Annotated in this window: 20 protein-coding genes and 1 pseudogene; 16 read left to right on the forward strand and 5 right to left on the reverse strand. The window is 70.6% G+C overall.

Annotated features, from left to right (window positions below; translation table 11 throughout):
- Nucleotides 1-15: 15 nt before the first annotated feature.
- The 11 genes from nuoE to recQ all read left to right on the forward strand — a co-directional run bounded on the left by nuoE (nucleotide 16) and on the right by recQ (nucleotide 15,147).
- A complete protein-coding gene (nuoE, locus tag ACFU5K_RS04010; protein WP_384056666.1) occupies nucleotides 16-849 on the forward strand; it encodes an NADH-quinone oxidoreductase subunit NuoE in 834 nt (277 codons plus the stop codon).
- A complete protein-coding gene (gene nuoF, locus ACFU5K_RS04015) occupies nucleotides 849-2,222 on the forward strand; it encodes an NADH-quinone oxidoreductase subunit NuoF (protein WP_384056467.1) in 1,374 nt (457 codons plus the stop codon). The genes nuoE and nuoF overlap by 1 nt, the downstream gene beginning before the upstream one ends.
- Entirely contained in the window at nucleotides 2,219-4,726 is a 2,508-nt protein-coding gene (locus ACFU5K_RS04020; RefSeq protein ID WP_384056470.1) for an NADH-quinone oxidoreductase subunit G, read from the forward strand. Before nuoF ends, ACFU5K_RS04020 begins: the two co-directional genes overlap by 4 nt.
- Complete coding sequence (gene nuoH, locus ACFU5K_RS04025) at nucleotides 4,723-6,138, forward strand: NADH-quinone oxidoreductase subunit NuoH (RefSeq protein WP_384056473.1); 1,416 nt, start codon at nucleotides 4,723-4,725, stop codon at nucleotides 6,136-6,138. The genes ACFU5K_RS04020 and nuoH overlap by 4 nt, the downstream gene beginning before the upstream one ends.
- The gene (gene nuoI / locus ACFU5K_RS04030; protein WP_384056476.1) at nucleotides 6,131-6,721 is read left to right on the forward strand and encodes an NADH-quinone oxidoreductase subunit NuoI; all 591 of its coding nucleotides are present in this window, start codon (nucleotides 6,131-6,133) and stop codon (nucleotides 6,719-6,721) included. The genes nuoH and nuoI overlap by 8 nt, the downstream gene beginning before the upstream one ends.
- Nucleotides 6,718-7,572 (forward strand): NADH-quinone oxidoreductase subunit J, encoded by an 855-nt coding sequence (locus tag ACFU5K_RS04035; RefSeq protein WP_384056479.1) that lies wholly within the window; start codon nucleotides 6,718-6,720, stop codon nucleotides 7,570-7,572. The genes nuoI and ACFU5K_RS04035 overlap by 4 nt, the downstream gene beginning before the upstream one ends.
- A complete protein-coding gene (gene nuoK / locus ACFU5K_RS04040; protein WP_327115797.1) occupies nucleotides 7,569-7,868 on the forward strand; it encodes an NADH-quinone oxidoreductase subunit NuoK in 300 nt (99 codons plus the stop codon). Before ACFU5K_RS04035 ends, nuoK begins: the two co-directional genes overlap by 4 nt.
- Before the next feature lie 12 nt (nucleotides 7,869-7,880).
- Complete coding sequence (nuoL, locus tag ACFU5K_RS04045) at nucleotides 7,881-9,776, forward strand: NADH-quinone oxidoreductase subunit L (RefSeq protein ID WP_384056482.1); 1,896 nt, start codon at nucleotides 7,881-7,883, stop codon at nucleotides 9,774-9,776.
- A 2-nt stretch (nucleotides 9,777-9,778) separates the two neighbouring features.
- Nucleotides 9,779-11,389: an NADH-quinone oxidoreductase subunit M gene (locus tag ACFU5K_RS04050; protein ID WP_384056485.1), complete on the forward strand. Its 1,611-nt coding sequence runs from the start codon at nucleotides 9,779-9,781 to the stop codon at nucleotides 11,387-11,389.
- The gene (nuoN, locus tag ACFU5K_RS04055; protein WP_384056488.1) at nucleotides 11,386-13,050 is read left to right on the forward strand and encodes an NADH-quinone oxidoreductase subunit NuoN; all 1,665 of its coding nucleotides are present in this window, start codon (nucleotides 11,386-11,388) and stop codon (nucleotides 13,048-13,050) included. Before ACFU5K_RS04050 ends, nuoN begins: the two co-directional genes overlap by 4 nt.
- A 120-nt stretch (nucleotides 13,051-13,170) precedes the next feature.
- Nucleotides 13,171-15,147 (forward strand): DNA helicase RecQ, encoded by a 1,977-nt coding sequence (recQ, locus tag ACFU5K_RS04060; protein ID WP_384056491.1) that lies wholly within the window; start codon nucleotides 13,171-13,173, stop codon nucleotides 15,145-15,147.
- 16 nt (nucleotides 15,148-15,163) lie between these two features.
- Here the strand turns inward: recQ and ACFU5K_RS04065 are convergent, their stop codons facing one another.
- The 4 genes and pseudogenes from ACFU5K_RS04065 to ACFU5K_RS04080 all read right to left on the reverse strand — a co-directional run.
- Nucleotides 15,164-15,772: a Uma2 family endonuclease gene (locus ACFU5K_RS04065; protein WP_384056495.1), complete on the reverse strand. Its 609-nt coding sequence runs from the start codon at nucleotides 15,770-15,772 to the stop codon at nucleotides 15,164-15,166.
- A gap of 188 nt (nucleotides 15,773-15,960) precedes the next feature.
- Nucleotides 15,961-17,187 carry a fumarylacetoacetase gene (gene fahA / locus ACFU5K_RS04070; RefSeq protein ID WP_384056498.1) on the reverse strand — a complete coding sequence of 409 codons (1,227 nt, stop codon included), beginning with the start codon at nucleotides 17,185-17,187 and terminating at the stop codon, nucleotides 15,961-15,963.
- A 114-nt stretch (nucleotides 17,188-17,301) separates the two neighbouring features.
- Nucleotides 17,302-19,296 (reverse strand): CocE/NonD family hydrolase, encoded by a 1,995-nt coding sequence (locus tag ACFU5K_RS04075; RefSeq protein WP_384056670.1) that lies wholly within the window; start codon nucleotides 19,294-19,296, stop codon nucleotides 17,302-17,304.
- 12 nt (nucleotides 19,297-19,308) lie between these two features.
- Nucleotides 19,309-19,527: pseudogene (locus ACFU5K_RS04080) on the reverse strand (MFS transporter); the annotation flags it as partial.
- A 397-nt stretch (nucleotides 19,528-19,924) separates the two neighbouring features.
- On the opposite strand from ACFU5K_RS04080, the gene ACFU5K_RS04085 reads away from it, so the two are divergent.
- The 5 genes from ACFU5K_RS04085 to ACFU5K_RS04105 all read left to right on the forward strand — a co-directional run bounded on the left by ACFU5K_RS04085 (nucleotide 19,925) and on the right by ACFU5K_RS04105 (nucleotide 25,206).
- Nucleotides 19,925-20,935, forward strand: a complete 1,011-nt coding sequence (locus ACFU5K_RS04085; protein WP_384056500.1) for a polyprenyl synthetase family protein — start codon at nucleotides 19,925-19,927, stop codon at nucleotides 20,933-20,935.
- Between the two features lie 202 nt (nucleotides 20,936-21,137).
- A complete protein-coding gene (locus ACFU5K_RS04090) occupies nucleotides 21,138-22,361 on the forward strand; it encodes an outer membrane lipoprotein carrier protein LolA (RefSeq protein ID WP_384056503.1) in 1,224 nt (407 codons plus the stop codon).
- Between the two features lie 124 nt (nucleotides 22,362-22,485).
- Nucleotides 22,486-23,472 carry an ABC transporter ATP-binding protein gene (locus tag ACFU5K_RS04095; RefSeq protein WP_384056505.1) on the forward strand — a complete coding sequence of 329 codons (987 nt, stop codon included), beginning with the start codon at nucleotides 22,486-22,488 and terminating at the stop codon, nucleotides 23,470-23,472.
- Entirely contained in the window at nucleotides 23,459-24,346 is an 888-nt protein-coding gene (locus ACFU5K_RS04100) for an ABC transporter permease (protein ID WP_384056508.1), read from the forward strand. Before ACFU5K_RS04095 ends, ACFU5K_RS04100 begins: the two co-directional genes overlap by 14 nt.
- 221 nt (nucleotides 24,347-24,567) lie before the next feature.
- Nucleotides 24,568-25,206, forward strand: a complete 639-nt coding sequence (locus tag ACFU5K_RS04105) for a TetR/AcrR family transcriptional regulator (RefSeq protein ID WP_384056511.1) — start codon at nucleotides 24,568-24,570, stop codon at nucleotides 25,204-25,206.
- A 49-nt stretch (nucleotides 25,207-25,255) separates the two neighbouring features.
- On the opposite strand, the gene ACFU5K_RS04110 is transcribed toward ACFU5K_RS04105, so the two are convergent.
- Entirely contained in the window at nucleotides 25,256-26,065 is an 810-nt protein-coding gene (locus ACFU5K_RS04110) for an HAD-IIB family hydrolase (protein WP_384056513.1), read from the reverse strand.
- Nucleotides 26,066-26,074 lie beyond the last annotated feature (9 nt).

Raw genomic sequence — 26,074 nt, forward strand, 5'->3', positions numbered from 1 at the left:
GAAGTCAGCCTGGGGATGCCGCAGCTCCCCGCCCCCGCCTACCCGGCCGAGGTACTCGCCCGGCTGGAAGCGGACGCGAAGGAGGTGATCGCCCGCTACCCCGGCAGCCGTTCCGCGCTGCTCCCACTGCTGCACCTGGTGCAGTCCGAGGAGGGGTACGTCTCCCGCACGGGCATGGCGTTCTGCGCCGACCAGCTCGGCCTCACCACCGCGGAGGTCACGGCGGTCGCCACCTTCTACTCGATGTACCGCCGCCGTCCGGGCGGCGACTACCAGGTCGGGGTCTGCACCAACACCCTGTGCGCGGTCATGGGCGGCGACGCCATCTTCGACCGCCTCAAGGACCACCTGGGCGTCGGCAACGACGACGCCGGCATGACGACCGACGACGGCAAGGTCACCCTCGAACACATCGAGTGCAACGCGGCCTGCGACTTCGCCCCCGTGGTGATGGTCAACTGGGAGTTCTTCGACAACCAGACGCCGGAGAGCGCCACACAACTCGTCGACGACCTGATCGCCGGCCGCACTGTGGAGCCCACCCGTGGCGCCCCGCTGTGCAGCTACAAGGAGACGGCACGCATCCTGGCCGGCTTCCCCGACCAGCGCCCCGGCGCGGTCGAGGCGAGCGGCGGCGCGGGCGCGGCCTCCCTGGTGGGACTGAAGCTCGCCAGGGGAGAGGCCGGCCCGCAGACACGTGTGGTCGGGCCGAGGGGCGAGGCCCCGCAGGACTCCGCACCCCACGACCCCTCGCCGACCGAGCACCTCAGCTCGCATGACGCACCGCAGCAGACCTCGGCCTCCGACCCGGAGCACCCGGCCGGGCCCACCGCCGAGGAGGGGGAGTGATGACCTTGGCAGCCGAGATCGACAAGAACGGGACGAGCCCGGAGAAACTCCTGGCCCCCGTCCTCTCCTCCTTCTGGGACGAGCCGGAGTCCTGGACCCTGGAGACCTACCGCCGCCACGACGGGTACGAGGGACTGCGCAAGGCCCTGGCCATGGCGCCCGACGACCTCATCGCGTACGTCAAGGACTCCGGTCTGCGCGGGCGCGGAGGCGCGGGGTTCCCCACCGGCATGAAGTGGCAGTTCATCCCCCAGGGCGACGGCAAGCCGCACTACCTCGTCGTCAACGCCGACGAGTCGGAGCCGGGGACCTGCAAGGACATCCCGCTCCTCTTCGCCAACCCGCACAGCCTCATCGAGGGCATTGTGATCGCGTGCTACGCGATCCGCTCCTCGCACGCCTTCATCTACCTGCGCGGCGAGGTCGTGCCCGTACTGCGGCGGTTGCACGAGGCCGTACGCGAGGCCTACGAGGCGGGCTACCTCGGCAAGAACGTCCTGGGCTCCGGGCTCGACCTGGAACTCACGGTGCACGCGGGCGCGGGTGCGTACATCTGCGGTGAGGAGACCGCCCTGCTCGACTCGCTGGAAGGACGGCGCGGCCAGCCCCGGCTGCGCCCGCCCTTCCCCGCGGTCGCCGGTCTGTACGCCTGCCCCACCGTGGTGAACAACGTCGAGTCCATCGCCTCGGTCCCCGCGATCCTGAACAGGGGCAAGGACTGGTTCAAGTCCATGGGCAGCGAGAAGTCCCCTGGCTTCACGCTCTATTCGCTCAGCGGGCACGTCACCAGCCCCGGCCAGTACGAGGCCCCGCTCGGTATCACCCTGCGCCAGCTGCTCGACATGAGCGGCGGCATGCGGGCCGGGCACCGCCTGAAGTTCTGGACACCCGGCGGCTCCTCCACCCCGATGTTCACCGAGGAGCACCTCGACGTCCCGCTCGACTACGAGGGCGTCGGCGCCGCCGGATCCATGCTCGGGACCAAGGCGCTGCAGTGCTTCGACGAGACCACCTGCGTGGTGCGCGCCGTCACCCGCTGGACCGAGTTCTACGCCCACGAGTCCTGCGGCAAGTGCACGCCGTGCCGCGAGGGCACCTACTGGCTCGTCCAGCTGCTCCGCGACATCGAGGCCGGCAAGGGCGAGATGGCCGACCTCGACAAGCTGAACGACATCGCCGACAACATCAACGGCAAGTCCTTCTGCGCCCTCGGCGACGGCGCGGCCTCGCCGATCTTCTCCTCACTGAAGTACTTCCGCGAGGAGTACGAGCAGCACATCACCGGCAAGGGCTGCCCCTTCGATCCCGCCAGGTCGACCCTCTGGGCCGACGACAGAGACGACAAGAACGCTCACCGGGGGGTGAACGCATGACAGTCACCACGAGTGCGCCCTCCGGGGGCGGCGAGGCGGCCATCCCGCCCGAGGACCTGGTCACGCTCACGATCGACGGCATCGAGATCAGCGTGCCGAAGGGCACCCTCGTCATCCGCGCCGCCGAACAGCTCGGCATCGAGATCCCGCGCTTCTGCGACCACCCCCTCCTCGACCCGGCCGGCGCCTGCCGGCAGTGCATCGTCGAGGTCGAGGGCCAGCGCAAGCCGATGGCCTCCTGCACCATCACGTGCACCGACGGCATGGTCGTGAAGTCACAGATCACCTCGCCGGTCGCGGAGAAGGCACAGAAGGGGGTGATGGAGCTCCTGCTCATCAACCACCCGCTGGACTGCCCGGTCTGCGACAAGGGCGGCGAGTGCCCCCTGCAGAACCAGGCGATGTCGCACGGCGGCGCCGACTCCCGCTTCGACGGGAAGAAGCGCACGTTCGAGAAGCCCGTCCCCATCTCCACCCAGGTGCTGCTGGACCGTGAGCGGTGCGTGCTCTGCGCGCGCTGCACCCGGTTCTCCAACCAGGTGGCGGGCGACCCGATGATCGAGCTGATCGAGCGCGGCGCCCTCCAGCAGGTCGGTACCGGCGAGGGCGACCCCTTCGAGTCGTACTTCTCCGGCAACACCATCCAGATCTGCCCGGTCGGGGCGCTCACCTCTGCGGCGTACCGCTTCCGCTCCCGGCCCTTCGACCTCGTGTCGACGCCGTCGGTGTGCGAGCACTGCGCGGGCGGATGCGCGACCCGGACCGACCACCGGCGCGGCAAGGTCATGCGGCGGCTCGCGGCCAACGACCCCGAGGTGAACGAGGAGTGGCTCTGCGACAAGGGCCGCTTCGGCTTCCGCTACGCCCAGCAGCGCGACCGGCTCACCACGCCGCTCGTACGCAACGCCGGGGGTGTGCTGGAGCCGGCGAGCTGGCCCGAGGCGCTGGAAGCGGCGGCGGCCGGACTGTCCGCCGCGCGCGGCCGGACCGGGGTACTCACCGGCGGCCGGCTGACCGTCGAGGACGCCTACGCGTACAGCAAGTTCGCGCGGGTCGCCCTCGCCACGAACGACATCGACTTCCGGGCCCGCGTCCACAGCGGCGAGGAGGCCGACTTCCTGGCCGCGCGCGTCGCCGGGCGGGGACGCGACCTGGACGGCACCGGCGTCACCTACACCACGCTGGAGAAGGCACAGGCCGTCCTGCTGGCCGGATTCGAGTCCGAGGAGGAGGCGCCCGGCGTCTTCCTCCGGCTGCGCAAGGCCCACCGCAAGCACGGGCAGCGGACCTACGCCCTCGCCTCGCACGCCACCCGCGGCCTGGAGAAGGCGGGCGGCACGCTGCTGCCCGCCGCGCCCGGCACGGAGACCGACTGGCTGGACGCCCTCGCGGGCGGGGTCGGCCTGGAGGGTGACGGAGCCGGCGCGGCCGAGGCGCTGCGCGGTGAGGGCTCCCTGATCGTGGTGGGCGAGCGGCTCGCCGGGGTGCCCGGTGCGCTGAGTGCCGCAGTACGGACCGCCGCCGCGACCGGCGCCGCGCTGGTGTGGATCCCGCGCCGGGCCGGTGAGCGGGGCGCCATCGAGGCGGGTGCGCTCCCGTCGCTGCTGCCCGGTGGCCGACCCACGACGGACCCGCGGGCCAGGGAGGAGGTGGCGTCCGTGTGGGGCGTCGCCGAACTCCCCGCCGGCTACGGCCGCGACACCGGTCAGATCGTGGAGGCCGCCGCCGGCGGCGGACTGGCCGCGCTGCTGGTCGCCGGCGTCGACCCCGAGGACCTGCCCGACCCGGCGGCTGCGCTGCGCGCACTGGACGAGGTCGGCTTCCTGGTCTCGCTGGAGCTGCGGCCCGGCGCGGTCACGGAGCGGGCCGACGTGGTGCTGCCCGTGGCCGCGGTCGCGGAGAAGCCGGGGACCTTCCTGAACTGGGAAGGCAGGGCGCGGATGTTCGAGGCCGCGCTCAAGCCCGAGCAGATGCCGAGGACGCTCTGCCCGACCGACGCCCGGGTGCTGCACATGCTGGCCGACGCCCTGGACGTACACCTGGGTCTGCCGGACCTGCGGGCGGCCCGCCGCGAGCTCGACCGCCTCGGCGGATGGCAGGGTTCCCACGCCGACGACCCCCGGGTGATGTCCCGTCCGGTGCCGAGGCCGGGTGACGGCGAGGCGGTCCTCGCGGGCCACCGGATGCTGCTCGACCGGGGCCGGCTCCAGGAGGGCGACGAGGCGCTGGCCGGGACACGGCACGCCGCCGTGGCCCGGCTCTCCGCGGCCACCGCGGCCGAGTCCGGGGTCAAGGACGGCGACCTGCTCGCCGTCACCGGGCCCGCCGGCACCGCCGAACTCCCGCTGGCCGTCACCGAGATGCCGGACCGGGTCGTGTGGGTGCCCCTCAACTCCGTCGGCCGGGGCGTTCCCGCCGACACCGGTGCCCTGCCGGGCGGACTGGTCCGGATCGGTCCGGCCGCCCCGGGTTCCCACGTCGTGACATCGGAGGTAGGAGAGTGACCGGCCTCGCCCAACTCGCCGCGGCGCCCCAGGGTGCCGTCCTCGCGGCCGAGGACCTCTCCATGTTCGGCACGGACCCCTGGTGGCTCGTCGTCGTCAAGGCGGTCTTCTGCTTCGCGTTCCTGATGGTGACCGTGCTCTTCTCCATCGTGTGGGAGCGCAAGGTCGTCGCCTGGATGCAGCTGCGCATCGGCCCCAACCGGCACGGACCCTGGGGCATGCTCCAGTCGCTCGCCGACGGCATGAAGCTGATGCTGAAGGAGGACGTGGTCGTCAAGCGTGCCGACAAGGTCGTCTACGTCCTGGCCCCGGTCATCGCCGCGGCGCCGGCGTTCATGGCGATCGCCGTGATCCCCTTCGGCCCCGCCGGCAACGAGGTCTCGATCTTCGGTCACCGCACGACGATGCAGCTGACCGACCTGCCGATCGCGATGCTGTACATCCTCGCGGTCGCCTCCGTCGGCATCTACGGCATCGTGCTGGCCGGCTGGTCGTCCGGGTCGACGTACCCGCTGCTCGGCGGTCTGCGCTCCTGCGCCCAGATGATCAGCTACGAGATCGCGATGGGCGCCGCGTTCGCCTCGGTGTTCCTCTACTCGGGCTCCATGTCGACGTCCGAGATCGTGGCGGCGCAGCAAGACCGCTGGTTCGTCCTGCTCCTGCCGGTCTCGTTCATCATCTACATCATCACGATGGTCGGGGAGACCAACCGCGCTCCGTTCGACATGCCGGAGTCCGAGGGCGACCTGGTCGGCGGCTTCAACACCGAGTACTCGTCGATCAAGTTCGCGATGTTCATGCTCGCCGAGTACGTCAACATGGTCACCGTCTCCGCGGTGTCCGTGACCCTCTTCCTGGGCGGCTGGCGGGCTCCGTACCCGGTCAGCACCTTCTGGGAGGGCGCGAACCACGGCTGGTGGCCGATGCTCTGGTTCGTCGTCAAGGTGCAGCTGCTCCTCTTCTTCTTCATCTGGCTGCGCGGCACGCTGCCCCGGGTCCGCTACGACCAGCTGATGAAGCTCGGCTGGAAGGTCCTGATCCCGGTCTCGGTGGTCTGGCTGATGCTGGTGGCCACCGTCAGGGCGCTGAACAACGAGGGTTACGAGTTCTCGAGCATCCTGCTGTACGTCGCGGGGGCCGTCATCGCCGTCCTGCTGGTCTCCTTCGTGGCGGACATCTTCCGTGACCGCAGGGCCAAGGCCGAGGAGGAGGCCGGACCCGAGCCGGCCTTCGACCCGATGGCGGGCGGATTCCCCGTACCGCCACTGCCCGGCCAGACGCTGCCGCCGGTGCCGCGCCGCAGTCCGCGGCGTGAGCGGGAGCTCGTTGTCAGTGGTGGACCGGATACTCGGAGTGACGAACACGCGGGTGCCGGAAGTTCGAGTGACGGAAGGGAGGCCGACGGTGTCTGACCCGTCAGACCCCTCAGGGGAGAAGTTCCAGAATCCTGTGGCCGGCTTCGGCGTGACCTTCAAGGCCATGTTCAAGAAGCGGCTTACCGAGCAGTACCCGGAGACGCCGAAGGTGACGGCGCCGCGCTTCCACGGCCGGCACCAGCTCAACCGTCACCCGGACGGGCTGGAGAAGTGCGTCGGCTGCGAGTTGTGCGCCTGGGCGTGCCCCGCGGACGCGATCTACGTCGAGGGCGCGGACAACACCGACGAGGAGCGCTACTCCCCGGGGGAGCGCTACGGCCGCGTCTACCAGATCAACTACGCGCGCTGCATCCTGTGCGGACTCTGCATCGAGGCGTGCCCCACCCGGGCACTGACCATGACCAACGACTTCGAGCTCGCCAACACCACCCGCGAGAGCCTCATCTACACCAAGGACGAACTGCTCGCGGGGCTCGACGAGGGCATGGTCGACAGCCCGCACGCGATCTTCCCCGGCATGGACGAACAGGACTACTACCGGGGCCTGGTGACCGAGGCCGCACCCGGCACGGAGCGTCAGACCGCCGTCTCCAAGGGAGAGAAGGAGGTGGACGCATGAGCCCCGCCCTGGCCGCAGCCGCCACCGCCACCTCGACGGGCGAGGCCGTCCAGTTCTGGCTGCTCGGCACCGTCGCCGTCATCGGCGCGCTCTTCACGGTCCTGATGAAGAAGGCGGTGCACAGCGCACTGTCCCTCGCCGGGACCATGATCGTGCTCGCGGTGTTCTACCTCGCCAACGGCGCCTACTTCCTGGGCATCGTCCAGGTCGTCGTCTACACCGGCGCCATCATGATGCTGTTCCTCTTCGTGGTCATGCTCGTCGGCGTCACGGCCGCGGACTCCCTGAAGGAGACCCTCAAGGGCCAGCGCTGGCTGGCCGCCGCCTGTGGACTCGGCTTCGGGATCCTCCTGATCGCCGGTATCGGCCAGGCCTCCCTGACATCGTTCAACGGCCTCGGTGCGGCGAACGCGCGGTACGGCGGAAACGTCGAGGGCCTGGCCAACCTCATCTTCACCAAGTACGTCTTCGCCTTCGAGATCACCGGCGCCCTGCTCATCACGGCGACCGTCGGCGCGATGCTGCTCACGCACCGCGAGCGCACCGAACGCGCGAAGACACAGCGGGAGCTCTCCCAGGAGCGGGTGCGCGGCAGCCACCTTCCGCCGCTGCCGGCCCCCGGTGTCTACGCCCGGCACAACGCCGTGGACATCGCGGGACTGCTCCCGGACGGAACCCCGTCCGAGCTCACCGTCATGCAGACCCTGCGGCAACGCGGACAGATCCGGGACGTGTCCAGCGAGTCGCTCGCCGACCTCAAGGCACTGGAACAGCGCTCCGTGGAGCGGCTGGGACGTGACCGCGGCAAGGCCGGCGTCCGCGCGGAGGAAGAGGAGGAGGTCGCCAAGTGAATCCGGTCAACTACCTCTACCTCGCGGCCCTGTTGTTCACGATCGGCGCCTCCGGTGTGCTGATCAGGCGGAACGCGATCGTGGTGTTCATGTGCGTCGAGCTGATGCTCAACGCCTGCAACCTCACGCTCGTCACGTTCTCCCGGATGCACGGCAACCTCGACGGCCAGATCATCGCCTTCTTCACGATGGTCGTCGCCGCCGCGGAGGTCGTCATCGGGCTCGCGATCATCGTGTCGCTGTTCCGCTCCCGCCACTCGGCCTCGGTCGACGACGCCAGCCTGATGAAGCTGTAAGGGGTCGGAATCGTGGAAAACCTGATTGCGCTGCTGGTCGCGGCGCCCCTGCTCGGAGCGGCGGTGCTGCTCTGCGGCGGCCGCCGGCTCGACCGGGCCGGACACTGGATCGGCACGGCGCTCGCCGCCGCGTCCTTCGTCATCGGTGCCGTCCTGTTCACCGACATGCTGGGCAAGGGCGCCGAGGACCGCGCCCTGCACCAGCACCTGTACACCTGGATCCCCGTCGAGGGCTTCCAGGCCGACGTGGCCTTCCAGCTCGACCAGCTGTCGATGACGTTCGTCCTGCTGATCACGGGTGTGGGCACGCTGATCCACATCTACTCCATCGGCTACATGGAGCACGACGAGCGGCGACGCCGCTTCTTCGGCTACCTCAACCTGTTCCTCGCGGCGATGCTCATCCTGGTCATCGCCGACAACTACCTCCTGCTGTACGTCGGGTGGGAGGGCGTCGGTCTGGCGTCGTACCTGCTCATCGGCTTCTGGCAGCACAAGCCCAGCGCGGCCACCGCCGCCAAGAAGGCCTTCCTGGTCAACAGGGTCGGCGACATGGGCCTGTCCATCGCGATCATGCTGATGTTCACGACCTTCGGAACGTTCGCCTTCGGTCCGGTGTTCGCCGCGACCGGGGACACCAGCGAGGGCAAGCTCACCGCGATCGGCCTGATGCTCCTCCTCGCGGCCTGCGGCAAGTCGGCCCAGGTGCCGCTGCAGTCCTGGCTCGGTGACGCGATGGAGGGCCCGACCCCGGTCTCGGCCCTCATCCACGCCGCCACCATGGTGACGGCAGGTGTCTACCTCATCGTCCGCTCGGCCGCGATCTTCAACGGGGCTCCCGACGCGCAGCTGGTCGTCGTGGTCGTCGGCGCGGTCACGCTCATCTTCGGTGCCGTCGTCGGTTGCGCGAAGGACGACATCAAGAAGGCCCTCGCGGGCTCGACGATGTCGCAGATCGGCTACATGATCCTCGCCGCGGGCCTCGGCCCCATCGGCTACGTGTTCGCGATCATGCACCTGGTCACGCACGGCTTCTTCAAGGCCGGGCTCTTCCTCGGTGCCGGTTCGGTCATGCACGGCATGAACGACGAGGTGGACATGCGGAGGTACGGCGGCCTGCGGAAGTTCATGCCGGTCACCTTCGTCACCTTCGGGCTCGGCTACCTCGCGATCATCGGCTTCCCCGGCCTGTCCGGCTTCTTCTCCAAGGACAAGATCATCGAGGCGGCCTTCGCCAAGGGCGGTACCGAGGGATGGATCCTCGGCTCCGTCGCTCTGCTGGGCGCCGCGATCACCGCGTTCTACATGACGCGCGTGATGCTGATGACGTTCTTCGGGGAGAAGCGCTGGCAGCCCGACGAGCAGGGCCACGAGCCGCACCCGCACGAGTCGCCGAAGTCCATGACGATCCCCATGATCGTGCTGGCCTTCGGGTCGGTCTTCGCCGGAGGCTTCTTCTCCATCGGCGACCGGTTCCTGCACTGGCTGGAGCCCGTCACCGGCCATGACCACGGGCACGCCCCGGTCAGCGCGACCACCGTCACCGCCGCCACCATGGTGGTGCTCGTCATCGGCGTCGCCATCGCCTGGGCCATGTACGGGCGCAGGCCCGTGCCCGCCATGGCCCCCCGCGGTTCGCTGCTCACCCGGGCGGCGCGCCGTGACCTGCTCCAGGACGACTTCAACCACGTGGTCCTGGTCCGCGGCGGCGAACACCTCACCCGGTCCCTGGTCTACCTCGACCACAGCCTGGTGGACGGCGTGGTCAACGGCACGGCCGCCTCGATGGGCGGGCTCTCCGGCCGGCTGCGCAAGCTGCAGAACGGCTACGCCCGCTCCTACGCGGTCTCGATGTTCGGCGGCGCGGCGGTACTCATCGCCGCGACCCTGCTGATGAGGGCGGTCTGATCATGTCCTTTCCCCTCCTGACGGCGACGGCGGCGCTCCCGGCGATCGGCGCGATCGCCACCGCCGCCGTCCCGGCCACGCGCCGCACCGCCGCGAAGTGGCTCGCACTGCTCGTGTCGCTGGGCACCCTGGTCCTCGCGGGTATCGTCTTCGCCCGTTTCGAGCCGGGCGGCGACCGTTACCAGCTCACCGAATCGCACGCCTGGATCCGGGACTTCGGTGTCCGTTACGAACTCGGGGCCGACGGCATCGGGGTGGCGCTCATCGCGCTGACCGCGCTGCTGATCCCCTTCGTCATCCTGGCCGGCTGGCACGACGCCGATCCTTCCCCAAGCTCTCAACTCCGTTCGAGCAGGGGAGGCCCCAACGAGACCAGCTCCTCCCGCTGGCGCCCCACCCAGGGCTTCTTCGCGCTGATCCTGATGGTGGAGGCGATGGTGATCCTCTCCTTCGAGGCCACCGACGTCTTCCTCTTCTACATCCTCTTCGAAGCCATGCTCATCCCGATGTACTTCCTCATCGGCGGCTTCGGGGACCGCGCGCACTCGGGCAGCGACGAGAACGCGGCGGCGCAGCGCAGCTACGCGGCCGTGAAGTTCCTCCTCTACAACCTCGCCGGCGGACTCATCATGCTGGCCGCGGTCATCGGTCTCTACGTCGTCGCGGGGAGCTTCTCGCTCTCCGAGATCGCCGAGGCCCGGGCCAACGGCTCGCTGGAGATGGCGACCAGCACCGAACGCTGGCTGTTCCTCGGCTTCTTCTTCGCCTTCGCGGTGAAGGCCCCGCTGTGGCCGCTGCACACCTGGCTGCCCAACGCCATGGGGGAGTCCACCACGCCGGTCGCCGTCCTGATCACCGCGGTCGTCGACAAGGTCGGCACCTTCGCGATGCTCCGCTTCTGCCTCCAGCTGTTCCCGGAGGCCAGCAAGTGGGCGACGCCGGTGATCCTCGTCCTGGCGCTGATCTCCATCGTCTACGGCGCGCTGCTCGCGGTCGGCCAGCGCGACATCAAGCGGCTCATCGCCTACGCCTCGATCTCGCACTTCGGCTTCATCGTGCTCGGGATCTTCGCTATGACGAGCCAGGGACAGTCGGGCGCCACGCTCTACATGGTGAACCACGGTCTCTCGACGGCCGCGCTGATGCTGGTCGCCGGATTCCTGATCACCCGGCGTGGTTCACGGCTCATCTCCGACTACGGCGGGGTGCAGAAGGTGGCCCCGGTCCTGGCGGGCACCTTCCTGATCGGAGGCCTGGCCACGCTCTCGCTGCCCGGCCTCGCCCCGTTCGTCAGCGAGTTCCTCGTCCTGGTCGGCGCGTTCAGCGCGTACCCGGTGGCCGGCATCATCGCCACCGTCGGCATCGTGCTCGCCGCGCTCTACGTCCTCGTCCTCTACCAGCGGACGATGACGGGGCCGGTCAGGGAGGGGATCGGGGGCATGCCCGACCTGAAGGCCCGTGAGCTGGCGGTGGCCGTTCCGCTGATCGCCCTGCTGATCTTCCTGGGCGTCTTCCCGAAGCCGCTCACCGATGTCGTCAACCCGGCGGTGCAGCACACCATGCAGGACGTACAGAAGAAGGACCCCCAGCCCGAGGTGGAGGCCGCCAAGTGAGCGCAACAGCTGTCCACAGTCTGTGGACGACGGCGGGCGGGGTGACATCCGCTGCCCCGGGCGACGCGTTCACCGCGCCGGACATCGAGTACGCCCAACTCGCGCCCGTCCTGATCGTGGTCGGCGTCGCCGTCCTCGGTGTCCTGGTGGAGGCGCTCGTCCCGCGCCGGGCCCGCTACACCACGCAGGTCGCCCTGACCGTGGTGGCCCTCGCCGCCGCGTTCGCCGCGGTGATCGGGCTCGCCGCGGACGGGTACGCCTCGAAGAACGCGCACATCGCCGCGATGGGCGCGGTCGCGGTCGACGGTCCCGCCCTGTTCCTCCAGGGCACCATCCTGCTCGTCTCGATGGTCTCCGTCTTCACGTTCGCCGAGCGGCGCCTCGATCCGGCCTCGCACGGCAACCGCGTGGACTCCTTCGCCGCACAGGCCGGTTCGGTCCCGGGCAGTGAAGGGGAGAAGGCGGCGGTCAAGGCCGGTTTCACCACGACCGAGGTCTTCCCGCTGGCCATGTTCTCCGTGGCGGGGATGCTGGTCTTCCCCGCGGCCAACGACCTGCTGACGCTGTTCGTCGCGCTGGAGGTCTTCTCCCTCCCGCTCTACCTGCTCTGTGCCGTCGCCCGCCGCAAGCGGCTGATGTCGCAGGAAGCGGCCGTGAAGTACTTCCTGCTCGGCGCCTTCTCGTCGGCGTTCTTCCTCTTCGGGATCGCCCTGCTCTACGGCTACGCGGGCACCGTCTCGTACGCCGGTATCGCGAACGTCGTGGACGGCACGGTCCAGGACATCGACCCGGCGCTCGCCGACACCATGGGCAACGACGCGCTGCTCCTGATCGGCGCGGCGATGATCCTCATGGGCCTGCTCTTCAAGGTCGGCGCCGTGCCCTTCCACATGTGGACCCCGGACGTCTACCAGGGCGCCCCGACCCCGGTCACCGGCTTCATGGCGGCGGCCACGAAGGTCGCCGCGTTCGGTGCGCTCCTGCGCCTGCTGTACGTGGTGCTGCCCGGCCTCACCTGGGACCTGCGTCCCGTCATGTGGGGTGTCGCGATCGTCACGATGCTGGGCGGTGCGATCGTCGCGATCACCCAGACCGACATCAAGCGGCTCCTGGCCTACTCCTCGATCGCCCACGCGGGCTTCATCCTGGCCGGTGTCATCGCCTCCAGCCCCGAGGGCATCTCCTCCGTCCTCTTCTACCTGGGCGTGTACTCCTTCGTGACCGTCGGCGCCTTCGCCGTCGTCACGCTGGTGCGCGACGCGGGGGGCGAGGCGACGCACCTGTCGAAGTGGGCCGGGCTCGGCCGGCGCTCGCCGCTGACGGCGGCGGTCTTCGCGGTCTTCCTGCTGTCCTTCGCCGGCATCCCGCTTACCTCGGGCTTCTCTGGGAAGTTCGCGGTCTTCAAGGCGGCGGCGGACGGCGGCGCGAGCGGCCTCGTCGTGGTCGGTGTGATCTCGTCGGCCATCGCCGCGTTCTTCTACATCCGGGTCATCGTCCTGATGTTCTTCAGCGAGCCGAAGGCGGACGGCCCCACGGTCGCCGTCCCCTCCCCGCTGACGATGACCACGATCGCGGTCGGCGTCGCGGTCACCCTGGTGCTGGGCCTCGCCCCCCAGTACTTCCTGGACCTGGCGAGCCAGGCGGGAGTGTTCGTGCGGTAGCGCCCCGCAGCACACGACGACGCCGGACGGGCCAGGAAGTCAAGCCCGTCCGGCTTTGTCGTACACGGCGCCTATGGTTGCAAGGGAGAGTCGGACGGCAGGGACGGGCGGACGGGAACGATGAGTGTGACGACCGAGAGCGCGGCGCGGCAGACGCTGCACCGGGTGTTCGGGTATGAGGCGTTCCGCGGTGAGCAGGGCGCGGTGATCGACCATGTGGTCGACGGCGGCGATGCGGTCGTGCTTATGCCCACGGGTGGCGGCAAGTCGCTCTGCTACCAGATCCCGGCCCTGGTCAGGCCCGGCACCGGCATCGTGATCTCCCCGCTCATCGCGCTCATGCAGGACCAGGTGGACGCCCTGCGCGCCCTCGGTGTCCGGGCCGGCTTCATGAACTCCACGCAGGACCTCGACGAGCGCCGCTCGATGGAGGCCCAGTTCCTGGCCGGCGAGCTCGACCTGCTGTACCTGGCGCCGGAGCGGCTGCGCCTGGACTCCACGCTCTCCCTGCTGGCCCGCGGCGAGATCTCCGTCTTCGCCATCGACGAGGCCCACTGCGTCGCCCAGTGGGGCCACGACTTCCGCCCCGACTACCTGGCCCTGTCGGTCCTCGGCGAGCGCTGGCCCGACGTGCCGCGCATCGCGCTGACGGCCACGGCGACCGACGCCACCCACCGCGAGATCACCCAGCGCCTGGGCATGCCCGAGGCCAGGCACTTCGTCGCCAGCTTCGACCGGCCGAACATCCAGTACCGCATCGTCGGGAAGTCCGACCCCAAGAAGCAGCTGCTCACCTTCCTCAAGGAGGAGCACGCGGGCGACGCGGGCATCGTCTACTGCCTCTCGCGCAATTCGACGGAGAAGACCGCCGAGTACCTCAGCCGCAACGGCATCCAGGCGGTGCCCTACCATGCGGGTCTCGACGCCGCGACGCGCGCGAACCACCAGGCCCGCTTCCTGCGCGAGGAGGGGCTGGTCGTCGTCGCGACGATCGCCTTCGGCATGGGCATCGACAAGCCCGACGTGCGCTTCGTCGCCCACCTCGACCTGCCCAAGTCCGTCGAGGGGTACTACCAGGAGACCGGCCGCGCCGGCCGCGACGGCGCACCGTCCACGGCCTGGATGGCGTACGGCCTCCAGGACGTCGTCCAGCAGCGGAAGCTGATCCAGGGCGGCGAGGGCGACGAGGCGTTCCGGCGCCGGGCGGCCTCGCACCTCGACTCGATGCTGGCGCTCTGCGAGACCGTGAAGTGCCGCCGCGCCCAGCTCCTGACGTACTTCGGCCAGGAGTCCGGACAAGAGGCGTGCGGCAACTGCGACACCTGCCTCACCCCGCCCGAGACCTGGGACGGCACGGTGGTCGCGCAGAAGCTCCTGTCGACCGTCGTCCGGCTGAAGCGCGAGCGCAACCAGAAGTTCGGGGCCGGGCAGATCATCGACATCCTGCTGGGCCGCAAGACGGCGAAGACGATCCAGTTCGACCACGACCAGCTCTCGGTCTTCGGCATCGGCGAGGAGCTCGCCGAGGCGGAGTGGCGCGGTGTGGTGCGCCAGCTGCTGGCTCAGGGCCTCCTCGCCGTCGAGGGCGAGTACGGCACGCTGGTGCTGACCGAGGAGAGCGGTTCCGTGCTCGGCCGGGAGCGCGAGGTGATGCTGCGCAAGGAGCCGAAGAAGCCGACGTCCCGGTCCTCCAGCGGCGAGCGCAGGGGCAAGGCGGCCGCCGTGGCGGCCGACCTTCCGTCGGAGGCCGTCCCGGTCTTCGAGGCCCTGCGTGCCTGGCGGGCCGCCCAGGCGAAGGAACTCGGCCTTCCGGCGTACGTGATCTTCCACGACGCGACCCTGCGGGAGATCGCGGCCCTGCGCCCGGGTTCCCTCGCGGAGCTGGGCGGGGTCGGCGGGCTGGGAGAGAAGAAGCTGGCGACGTACGGCGAGGGGGTGCTGGAGGTACTCGCCGGGCTGGGGGAGGCGGAGCCTTCGGCCGCACCCGAAGTGCCCTCCGTCCCGGCCACCCGTACGGAGGTGCCTTCGGCCCGGACCACTGTTCAGGACGCGGACCCGGAGTTCGGCTGGGACGAGGAGCCGCCCGAGTTCGAGTGAGCCGGGGCGGTGCGAGTTATCGAGGGTCCGCGGGCCCTCGGCGGCGGACGATCGCGGTCAGGTCGAGGTCGACAGGAAAGGGCGTGGAGACCTTCATCCGGTCGTGGAAGATCCCGGTGGACGTGTACGCGCCGGTGGCAGGCTCCAGCTCGAAGACGTAGACCACGGCACGGCCGTCCTGGTTCTCCACCCGCCAGTAGTGCGGGATCCTGGCCCGCGCGTACTTCGCGGGCTTGGTCTCCCGGGCGCGGGTGACGGACTCGTCGGACACGACCTCGACGGCGAGCAGCACGCTGCTCGCGGAGAACCGTGTCTGCCGCAGACTCTCGACCGCGTCAGCGCGCACGACGACGACGTCGGGTTCGGGCCGGTTCTGGAAGTCGATGTCGATGGTGAACTCCCGGACGGCCTCCAGTTCAGGCGGTGCCAGTGACTGCAGTTGCCAGTTGAAGAAGTCGACCGCCCGTGTGTGGAACAACGTCTGCGGACTCATGAAGACCAGACTCCCGTCGATCAGCTCCGTGTGCGGAGGCAGATTCGGGAGTGTGTCCAGGTCATCGGCGGTCCAGCCGCCCACGGGCGGGACCGCCCACCGCGGCTCGGAGGCCTCGGGTTCGATGCTCATCAGTGCTCCCATGGGAGGCAGTCTCGCGGGACTCTTCAGCGTATCCGCGGGGAACGGAGTGAGGTCCCCCCGAACGTGTGACCGCCCCGCGCGTCGCTGACCAGCGCTCCGTCCCGGCCCCTTCCGCCCCGGCCGCCGGCGCCCCCGCCCCGCCACCGCTGTCCGAGCGAGCCGGGGCGGTGCGCTTCCTACGAGGCCACGATCCGTCCGGTGACCTCTCCCAGCCCGACGCGTGTGCCGTGCGGGCCGGGTGCCCAGGCCGTGAGCGTCACCGTGTCGCCGTCCTCCAGGAACGTGCGCTTGCCCTCGGGCAGGTCCAGCGGATCGCGGCCGTTCCAGGTGAGTTCGAGCAGGGACCCTCGCTCGCCGGGCTCGGCGCCGCTGACGGTGCCGGAGCCGTACAGGTCGCCCGTCCGCAGCGATGCGCCGTTCACCGTCATCTGCGCCAGTTGCTGAGCGGCCGTCCAGTACATGGTGGAGAACGGCGGCTCGGACACGGTCTGCCCGTTGACGGCGACCGAGATGCGGATGTCGAAGCCGCCCGGCTCCTCGTCGTCCGCGTCCTCCAGGTACGGCAGCAGCGGGAAGTCCCGGGCCGGTGGTGCCGTCCGGGCCGCGTCCAGGGCCTCCAGCGGGGTCACCCACGCCGACACGGAGGTGGCGAAGGACTTGCCGAGGAACGGGCCCAGCGGCACGTACTCCCATGCCTGGATGTCCCGCGCCGACCAGTCGTTGAGCAGCGAGAGCCCGAAGACGTGCTCCCGGAAGTCGCCGAGGGCGACCGGTGAGCCCTGTTCGGAGGGGACGCCGACGACGAAGCCGACCTCCGCCTCGATGTCCAGCTTCACCGACGGGCCGAACACGGGGGCCGGGTCGGTGGGGGCCTTCCGCTGCCCGGAGGGGCGCACCACGTCCGTACCGGACACCACGACGGTGCCGGCCCGCCCGTGGTAACCGATCGGCAGGTGCTTCCAGTTGGGGGTGAGGGCCACACCGTCCGGCCGGAAGATCCTCCCCACGTTGGTGGCGTGGTGCTCGCTGGCGTAGAAGTCGACGTAGTCGGCGACCTCGTAAGGCAGGTGCAGCCTCACCGCGTCGAGCGGGTGCAGCAGCGGCTCTATGTCCGGGCGGTGCGCCGGGACGGTCACCCACGCGGTCAGGGCCCGGCGGACATCGCGCCAGGCGGTCCGGCCCGCCGCCAGGAGCGGCATCAGGCTGGGCTGCGCCAGCAACTGGGCGTACGGCGAACCGAGCGCGTGTGCGGCAGCGCCGGCGTCCAGCACGTGATCGCCGACGCGGACGCCGACTCTGCGGTCCGCGGGGTGTCCCCGGGTGGAGAACACGCCGTACGGAAGGTTGTGCGGGCCGAAGGGATCGCCCTCGGCCAGATCGAGCGGGCTGCTCTGCTCGGGCATCTGTTGCTGCCTCGCTTTCCAGGTCGCTTGAGGGACACGTTACGTCGGCGCCGATCTTCGGCGGCAGTGCCGTCAAGTAGGCGTAATGCCCGGAAAGTTACGTGATAACCCTGGTCATCCGGCTGTCCGCGGGATGCGTTTCTCCCAGGTCCGGTGGAAGACGATCTCGTCGCCGTCCTTGCAGACGACCTCGTCGGACGTGATGAAGTCGTCCGCGTCCGCGCTCAGCTCCGACCGCGTCTCCACCCGTACGTCCCAGGACATCTCCGGCCGGTGCAGCCGGATCGTCCAGTCGGAGCGGGCCCTGGCGGACAGCGGGTCGTCCTGCTGGACGGTGTACGTCTCCAGGGCGTCCTCGGTGAACTCCAGACCGTCCGGGTGGACGCGCGTGCCGCCGTAGCGCGGACCGACCTCCAGCCGCCACTCGCCCTTCGCGACGTCGCGGACCACCAGGCTCTCCGGCCGCTGCTCGTCGAGCGTGACCGGACGGACGACGCCGAGCGGCTCGGCCTGCTCGGGTTCTCCGAACGTGATGGCAGGGTCCTCGGTGTGCCGGCGCACCGGGAGTTCGACGAGACTGCCGTCCGCGTCGAGCGTGAACCCCGCCGAGCCGGCCTGCGGCCAGATCCACGGCCAGTACGACGACGAGACGGCGATCCTGATCCGGTGACCGGGCGGGAAGGTGTGCCCGATCCCGTTGAGCTCGAAGGTGACGTCCTCGGTCCCGCCGGCCGGCCAGTCATCGGCGCGGTCACGCCCGTGGCGCGCGGCCAGATTGAGGGCGCCGCGGGTCACCAGGGTGGAGGAGCCGTCCGGCGCTACGTCGCAGAGCCGGGCGATGGCCTGGCCGTGCGGTGCGTCCATCCGGACGCGGAGCCGCACCCTGGGCCGGCCGAGGATCTCGATGGGGGACTCCTCGACGGGGAACTCGAAGCACACCGACTTGGCGTCCTCGTCGCGCTGGTCGGGCGGCAGGTCCGCGTCGTTGCCGAAGGGGAGGAACCGGCCCGCGTCCAGCCCGGTCTGCTGCGGCGAGCTGACCGTCTGCTCCCCGCCGGCCAGGGCGTACGCCACCGGGGTGACGTTCTCGGACGGCCACGTGGCGTCGCCGACCCAGCGGCCGGGCAGCGTCGGGTAGACCGTGGCCGGGGGGTGCGAGCCGCTGATCCAGGACCGCAGCAGGGGCTCGTTCATCACCCCGGTGTCCTCGCCCTTGAGGTGCTGGTCCCACCAGCGCAGCGTCTCCTGCAGGAAGCCGATCGCGGGCCCGGGCGGCAGCCCTTGGTCCGGGTACTGGTGCGACCAGGGGCCGATCAGACCCCGTACCCGCGAGGGGTCCAGGTGCTCGACGAGCCTCAGGACGGTGTCGCGGTGGGGGTCGTGCCAGCCGCCCACCGCCAGGACCTTCGCCTTGATCGCGCCGTAGTCCTCGCAGACGCTGCCGCGCGTCCAGTAGTCGTCGCGGGTCTGGTGCGCGAGCCATGTGTGGATGAGCGGCTCCACCGCTTCGAGCCTGCTCAGCCACATGTCCCGCCAGTCGTCGCCCACGTCCGCCGGGTCGGGCGGGCGTGAGACGAAGGCGAGCATCGTGGAGGCCCAGGCGTGCATGTCCACGCCGAGCACGGAGCCGCCCATGTAGTGGACGTCGTTGTCGTAACGGTCGTCGGACGAGCAGACGGTGACGATCGCCTTCAGGGGTTCCGGTGCGAGCGCGGCGATCTGGAGCGAGTTCGACCCGCCCCAGGAGATGCCGAACATGCCGACCCGGCCCGAGCACCACTCCTGCCGGGCGAGCCAGTGCACCACGGCGACCCCGTCGGCGAGCTCCGTCGCGTCGTACTCGTCGCCCGGCATGCCCTGGCTGTTGCCGTGCCCCCGCACGTCCACCCGTACCGAGGCGTAGCCGTGGCCCGCGTACCAGGGGTGGCGCTGCCGGTCGCGCGGGGCCGTCCGGTCGCTGAGCCGGCAGGGCAGGTACTCCAGCAGGGCGGGCACCGGTTCATCGGTGACCGGCCGCCAGATCCGGGCGTAGAGCTGTGTGCCCCCGGCCAGCGGGATGTAGAGGTCCTCGTGGGTGGTCTCGTACGGGAATTCGGTCCGGATCTGCATGGGGGGCCCTCGGTGGACGGGGTGCGTCGTGCGCTTCAGCCAGGGAGCGGCGGCGGTGGCGGCCGGTGTGGCCGCCACCGCCGTAGCGCCGTCGACACCGGAGTGAGCGGGGGTGGAGACCTCGCCGTACAACTTCACGGTCTGTGCCTGGTCCCCGTTGGCGAGGGCCGGGGAGAGGAACCACGGCGCCGTCGTCCGGCTCGCGAACGCCTGGGGGTCGAGCGTCGTGGTCCCAGGTCCTCACCGCCGTGGGTACCGCCATGGCGTAACGACCGCAGGCGATGAGGATGCCGCCGTACGGGACCCCGTCGGCGAAGAAGGGGACCAGGATCGCCTGCATCCCGAGGAGCGAGAACCGCTCCCCGACCTCCAGCCCGGACAGGGGCATCGGACCCCTCTGCCGGCCGAAGAAGGGGTGGTCGTCCTCGGGGGGCGGTCCGGCCGTTCCGGCACCGGTCGTGGCGTGGGACAAAGCGGCAACTCCTGATCGTATGAGCTGAACCCGAACATACCGGCGGTGGCGGGAAGGCGCCCACGGTGATCCAAAGGGGACCGGATACGCTGGCTCGAGTGAGGACAACGACACATCGACATTCCGTGTGATCGTCAGCAGACAGGAGATCCCCTCGTGACCGTCGTCGGGCCGTTCGGACTGCGCGTGCGGGACCAGGCGCTTGAGGCAGATGTCCAGGCCGGTCTGGCCGCTGTCGAGGCGGGCCTGCTGGCTGCCACCAAGAGCGAGGTCCCGTTCATCACGGAGGCCGCACAGCACCTCGTCAGCGCGGGGGGCAAGCGATTCCGGCCGCTGCTGGTCATGCTCGCCTCCCAGTTCGGCGACCCCGACGCACCGGGAGTCGTCCCCTCGGCGGTGGTCGTCGAACTGACGCACCTGGCGACGCTGTACCACGACGACGTGATGGACGAGGCGGACGTACGGCGCGGGGTGGACAGCGCGAACACCCGCTGGGGGAACTCCGTCGCCGTCCTGACCGGTGACTTCCTCTTCGCGCGCGCCTCGCACATCCTGGCCGACCTCGGACCCGAGGCCGTGCGCATCCAGGCCGAGGCGTTCGAGCGTCTGGTGACCGGCCAGATCCTGGAGACCGCGGGCCCGCGGGACGGCCGCGACCCGGTCGACCACTACATGGACGTGCTGAGCGGCAAGACCGGTTCTCTGGTCGCCGTCTCCGGCCGGTTCGGCGCCCTGATGGCCGGCGCCGACGAGTCCGTCGTCGACATCCTCACCCAGTACGGCGAACGCCTCGGTATCGCTTTCCAGCTCGCAGACGACGTCCTGGACATCGCCTCCGACTCCCACGAGTCCGGCAAGACGCCAGGCACCGACCTGCGTGAGGGCATTCCCACGCTGCCGGTGCTCCACCTGCGCGCACGGGCCGCGGCCGACGGCAGGCCGGAGGACCGGGAGCTCCTGGAACTGCTGGACGGCGACCTCGCCGACGACGGCAGGCTGGCCGAGGCACTGCTCGGTCTGCGGGCCCACCCGGCGCTGGAGCAGGCACGACGCGACACCGTCCGCTACGCCCAGGAGGCACGGGCGACGCTGGCACCACTGCCCGCGTGCTACGCGAAGGCCGCGCTGGAAGAACTGTGCGACGCCGTGGTGCACCGCGCGGGCTGACCCCCTAGGGGTGCCCGCACTCTCCGTGCTCCGGGGTCATCCCGGAGAGGTACGCCGAGTTGCTCCCGAGGGCTGACGCTTGTCCTCGCCCGATTTGGTCAGATGGATAACAACCACTCCTGACCACATCGGGTGAGAATGGCGGCGGGGAGTGGACCAGTGCAACGGGATGGCAGCCGCCGACCACGGAGGTAGAGCACACATGGCACCGAACGACAGCGCGGAGACCAACGGCGAGGCCACGGGGACTGTCGTGGGCCGCCGGAAGAAGGCGCGTTACATCGTCCCGTTCGCGGTGGCGGGAGTGGCGGCGGCGACGATCGGGCTCGTCCCGGCCCTCGCCGCGTCCGGCGACCCGGAACTGCCGGACATCACGGCGCAGGAACTCATCGAGAAGATCGCCGCGTCGGACCAGGAGCAGCTCTCCGGCACGCTGAAGATCAGTACCGACCTCGGAATCCCCTCACTCGGCGGTATCGCGAGCAGTTTCGCGCCGGACGCGGGCGGCGGGGACGCGAGCGCCGCACCCGAGAGCAAGCTGATGGAGCTGGCGTCCGGGACGCACACGCTCCGCGTGGCAGCCGACGGACCCGACAAGCAGCGCCTGTCCATCCTCGGCGAGGGCTCCGAGTACAGCCTCGTCCACAACGGGGACGACGTCTGGGGCTACGACAGCGAGAGCAACGAGGTCTACCACGCGAAGGCCGAGGGGGCCGAGCGGCCGGGCGGGAAGCACAAGGCGCCCGAGGGCGTTCCCGCCACGCCGAAGGAGCTCGCCGACAAGGCCCTCGCCGCCGCCGGCGACACCACGTCCGTCACGGTCGACGGCACGGCGCAGGTGGCGGGACGCGACGCGTACCAGCTGCTGATCAAGCCGAAGCAGTCCGGTTCGACGATCGGTTCCATCAGGGTGGCCGTCGACTCGGCGACCGGCGTGCCGCTGAAGTTCACGCTGGCCACGAGCTCCGGGGGCAAGGCCGCCGTCGATGCCGGCTTCACGAAGGTCGACTTCTCGAAGCCCGACGCGTCCTCCTTCTCCTTCACCCCGCCGAAGGGCGCCAAGGTCACCGAGGCCGACGAACTGAAGGCCGCGGCAGGGAAGGACGGCGCGGCCCGCAAGGCGCCGAAGGACCTCGGAGCCCTGGAGGACTTCAAGGGCCTCGACGTGATCGGCGAGGGCTGGAACGCCGTCGCCGAGATCGACGCCCCGGGCGGCGCGGGCCTTCCCGCCCAGGGCTCCGGCGACATGCCGGCCCAGGCGCAGCAGTTCCTCGACGCGCTCGGCGACAAGGTCACCGGCGACTTCGGCTCGGGCACGGTCTTCAAGACGCGCCTGGTCAACGCCCTCCTGACGGACGACGGCAAGGTCTACGTCGGCGCCGTCACCCAGGACACCCTGGTGAAGGCGGCCGACGCCGCCGAGTAGGACGCCCCGGTGAAGGCGGCCGACACCGCCGGACAGTGCACACACAGGGCCGCCGCCCCGCCGTACGCTCCGTGCGGCGGGGCGGACCCGTATACACGGCGGGGGGCCAGGACCGGGAGGGCGCATGACCGACACAGCGGCGGCGACGGCGCGGCCGGACACGGAGCCCGGGCCCGGCACCGTGATCGAGACGCACGGGCTCACCAAGCGCTACCGGGGCGGCCGGTCGGCCGTCGACGGACTCGACCTCACCGTCCCCGCGGGCAGCGTCTTCGGCTTCCTGGGGCCCAACGGCTCGGGCAAGACCACGACGATCCGGATGCTCATGGGACTCATCACCCCGACCTCCGGCACCGCCCACGTCCTGGGCCGGCCCATGCCGGACGCGGCCCGCGCGGTGCTTCCGCATGTCGGGGCGCTCATCGAGGGCCCGGCCCTGTACGGGTTCCTGACGGGCCGGGACAACCTCCTGCGCTTCGACTCCGCCGATCCCGCGGCAGACCCCCGCACCAGGCGGGCGCGGGTGGACGGCGCTCTGGAGCGGGTGGGTCTCGCCGCCGTCGCCGGGAAGAGGGCCAAGGCGTACTCGCTCGGGATGAAGCAGCGTCTCGGGCTGGCCGCGGCGCTGCTCCAGCCGCGCAGACTGCTCGTGCTGGACGAGCCGACGAACGGTCTCGACCCGCAGGGCATGCGCGAGATCCGGGGCCTGGTCCGCGAACTGGCGGCCGGGGGCACGACCGTCTTCCTCTCCTCGCACCTGCTCGACGAGATCGAGCAGGTCTGCACGCACGCGGCGGTCATGGCCCGGGGCCGGCTCGTCGTCCAGGGCCCCGTCACCGCGCTGGCCGCGGGCACCCGCGGCCGGCTCGCCGTGACCACCCCCGACCCGGGCGACGCCGCCCGCATCCTCACGGAACACGGGGCGACCGGCGTCACGGCCGACGGGGACCGGGTGAGCGCCGACGCTCCGCCGGCCGGCGTGGACCTCGCCGACATCAACGAGACCCTGGTGCGCGGCGGTGTACGCGTGCGCGCCTTCGGCGTCGAACGGGCCTCGCTGGAGGACGCCTTCGTCGCACTCACCGGAGAGGGATTCGATGTCGCAGGCTGAACTCACGGCGGTACTCGTGTCCCGCGAGCCCCGGCGCGCGCTGTGGACCCTGGGGATTCTCCGCTCCGAACTGACCGTCACCCTGCGCAGGTGGCGCACCCTGGCCCTGCTCGGTGTGCTGGCAGCCGTCCCCGTGCTCATCGGGGTCGCAGTCCGGATCGAGACGGGTGAGGGCCCGGCCGGAGGTCCGGGTGGCGGGGGCGGCCCGGCGTTCCTCTCGCAGGTCACCAACAACGGGCTGTTCCTGGTCTTCGCCGCGCTCTCCGTGACGCTTCCCGTCTTCCTCCCGATGGCCGTCGGTGTCATCGCCGGTGACTCGGTCGCGGGGGAGGCGGGCGGCGGCACCCTGCGCTATCTGCTGGTCGCCCCGGCGGGCCGCACCCGGCTGCTGCTCGCGAAGTACACGTCGGTGCTGGTGTTCTGCCTGGTCGCCACCCTCGTCGTGGCGGCGTCGGCGCTCGTGACGGGAGCCCTGCTCTTCCCGGTCGGCGAGGTGACGACGATCTCCGGGACGCGCATCGGATTCGGCGAGGGACTCGTGCGGGCCGGCATGATCGCGCTCGCGGTGGCGGTGTCGCTCGCCGGGTTCGCGGCACTGGGGCTGTTCGTGTCCACGCTCACCGACAGCGGGATCGCGGCGATGGCGGCCACGGTCGGGGTGCTCATCACCGTGCAGATCCTGGACACGATGCCGCAGCTGCACGGGATCCATCCGTATCTCTTCCCGCACTACTGGCTGTCCTTCTCGGACCTGCTGCGTGACCCGTTCTACTGGGACGAGATGGTCAGGAACCTCGGTCTGCAGGCGCTGTACGCCGCGGTGTTCGGCTCGGCGGCGTGGGCGCGCTTCACGACGAGGGACATCAGCGTCTGAAGCGGCAGCAGCGTCAGTGTCCGAGTGGTCCGGCACGGGCCGTCCGCGCCGTCGGCCGGTCGAGCCGTCCCCCGATCGGCTCGTCGCGGCCCGAACGGCACGAACGGTGCGGTGCACGGAACGTTACGACACGGTACGTTCCGTTTCCAGCCTGGTCATTGTTCGACTTTTGGCGACGACCTGTCAACAAGCGGTGGGTGGAATCCCCCTATGCTCACCGAATGATCACATCGCAGAGTTCCCTGCGCCGCAGCGAGAGATCGCGACGGGCGACGCTGGACGCCGCTCTGGAGCTGTGCGCGGAGAACGGGTACGGCCGGGTCACCATCGAGGCCATCGCGGCCCGCGGCGGTGTGAGCAAGAAGACGATCTACCGCTGGTGGCCGTCCAAGGGGGCGGTGATGCTGGAGGCGTTCGCCGAGGTGTTCATCGGTGCCACTCCCTTCGTCGACACCGGTGACATCGTTGCCGATCTGCGGACTCACATCGACGGCGTGGTGCGGATGGTCTCCACGCCGCCGTACGGTCCCGTCTACGCGGGAATCCTGTCGGAGCTGCACGACGACGAGGTGCTGGCGCGCGCCGTCCGCGAGCAGCTCGTCGACCCGCGCTTCGACGCCGCCGTGCAGCGCCTGCGCCGGGCCCAGGAACAGGGGCAGGTCCCGGCGGGCGCGGATCTGCCGCTCATGGTGGAGATGCTCTACGGCCCGCTCTACTACCGGAACCTGCTGCGGAAGCCTCCGATGGACGAGGCGAGGGTCGCGACCCTCGTGGCCCACGCCCTGAGGTCCGTGGGCGCGGCGACGGACGGCGTCGCCCCACGCGCCCCGGACGCCGTGGCCCCCGGCGGCGCCGGCTGAGACGTCGGTGATCCGGGCCGGGCGGACCGGGGCGAGCGGGCGCGCGGGCTCAGGCGAAGAGGCGCTCCAGCACCACCGCCACACCGTCGTCGTCGTTCGAGAGCGTGATCTCGTCGGCCGCAGCCCTGAGTTCCGGGTGCCCGCCGGCCATCGCCACCCCGTGGCCGGAAAGGCGGAACATCGGCAGGTCGTTGGGCATGTCGCCGAACGCCACGGCGCCCGCGGGGTCACGGCCGAGCAGTTCCGCGGCCAGGGCCATCCCGGTGCCCTTGTCCACGCCGTAGGGCGCCATCTCCACCGTGCCCGGCCCCGCCATCGTGACGGACGCCAGGTCGCCGACGGCGCCGCGGGCGGCCGCCGCCAGTTCGTCGTCCGTCAGCTCGGGGTGGCGTATCAGGACCTTGATGACCGGTGCCGCCCACAGCTCGGAGCGCCGGTCGGTCCGCTGCGCGGGGAGTGAGGGGTGCGGCATGCGGTACCCCGGTTCGATCAGCGTCCGGCCGTCCGCTCCGTCCTGGTCCACCGCGGCGAACACCTGCCCCACCTCGGCCTCGATCTTGCCGAGCGCGGTGTCGGCGAGTTCCCGGTCCAGGGTCACCGACCTCAGCATGCGGGCCGACCCGGCGTCGTAGACCTGCGCGCCCTGCCCGCAGACCACGAGGCCGTCGTAGCCGAGGTCCGCGAGCAGGGCGCGTATGCCGGGAACCGGGCGGCCCGTGACGATGAGATGGCGCGCGCCGGCCGACGCCGCGCGGGCGAGGGCGGCGCGTGACCGGGCGCTCACGGTGTCGTCGGCGCGCAGCAGCGTGCCGTCGAGATCCGTGGCGACGAGGGTGTGAGCGGCGGGTGGCGTGAACATGAGGTCAGC

The sequence above is a fragment of the Streptomyces sp. NPDC057428 genome (assembly GCF_042803195.1).
Classification (GTDB): Bacteria; Actinomycetota; Actinomycetes; order Streptomycetales; family Streptomycetaceae; genus Streptomyces.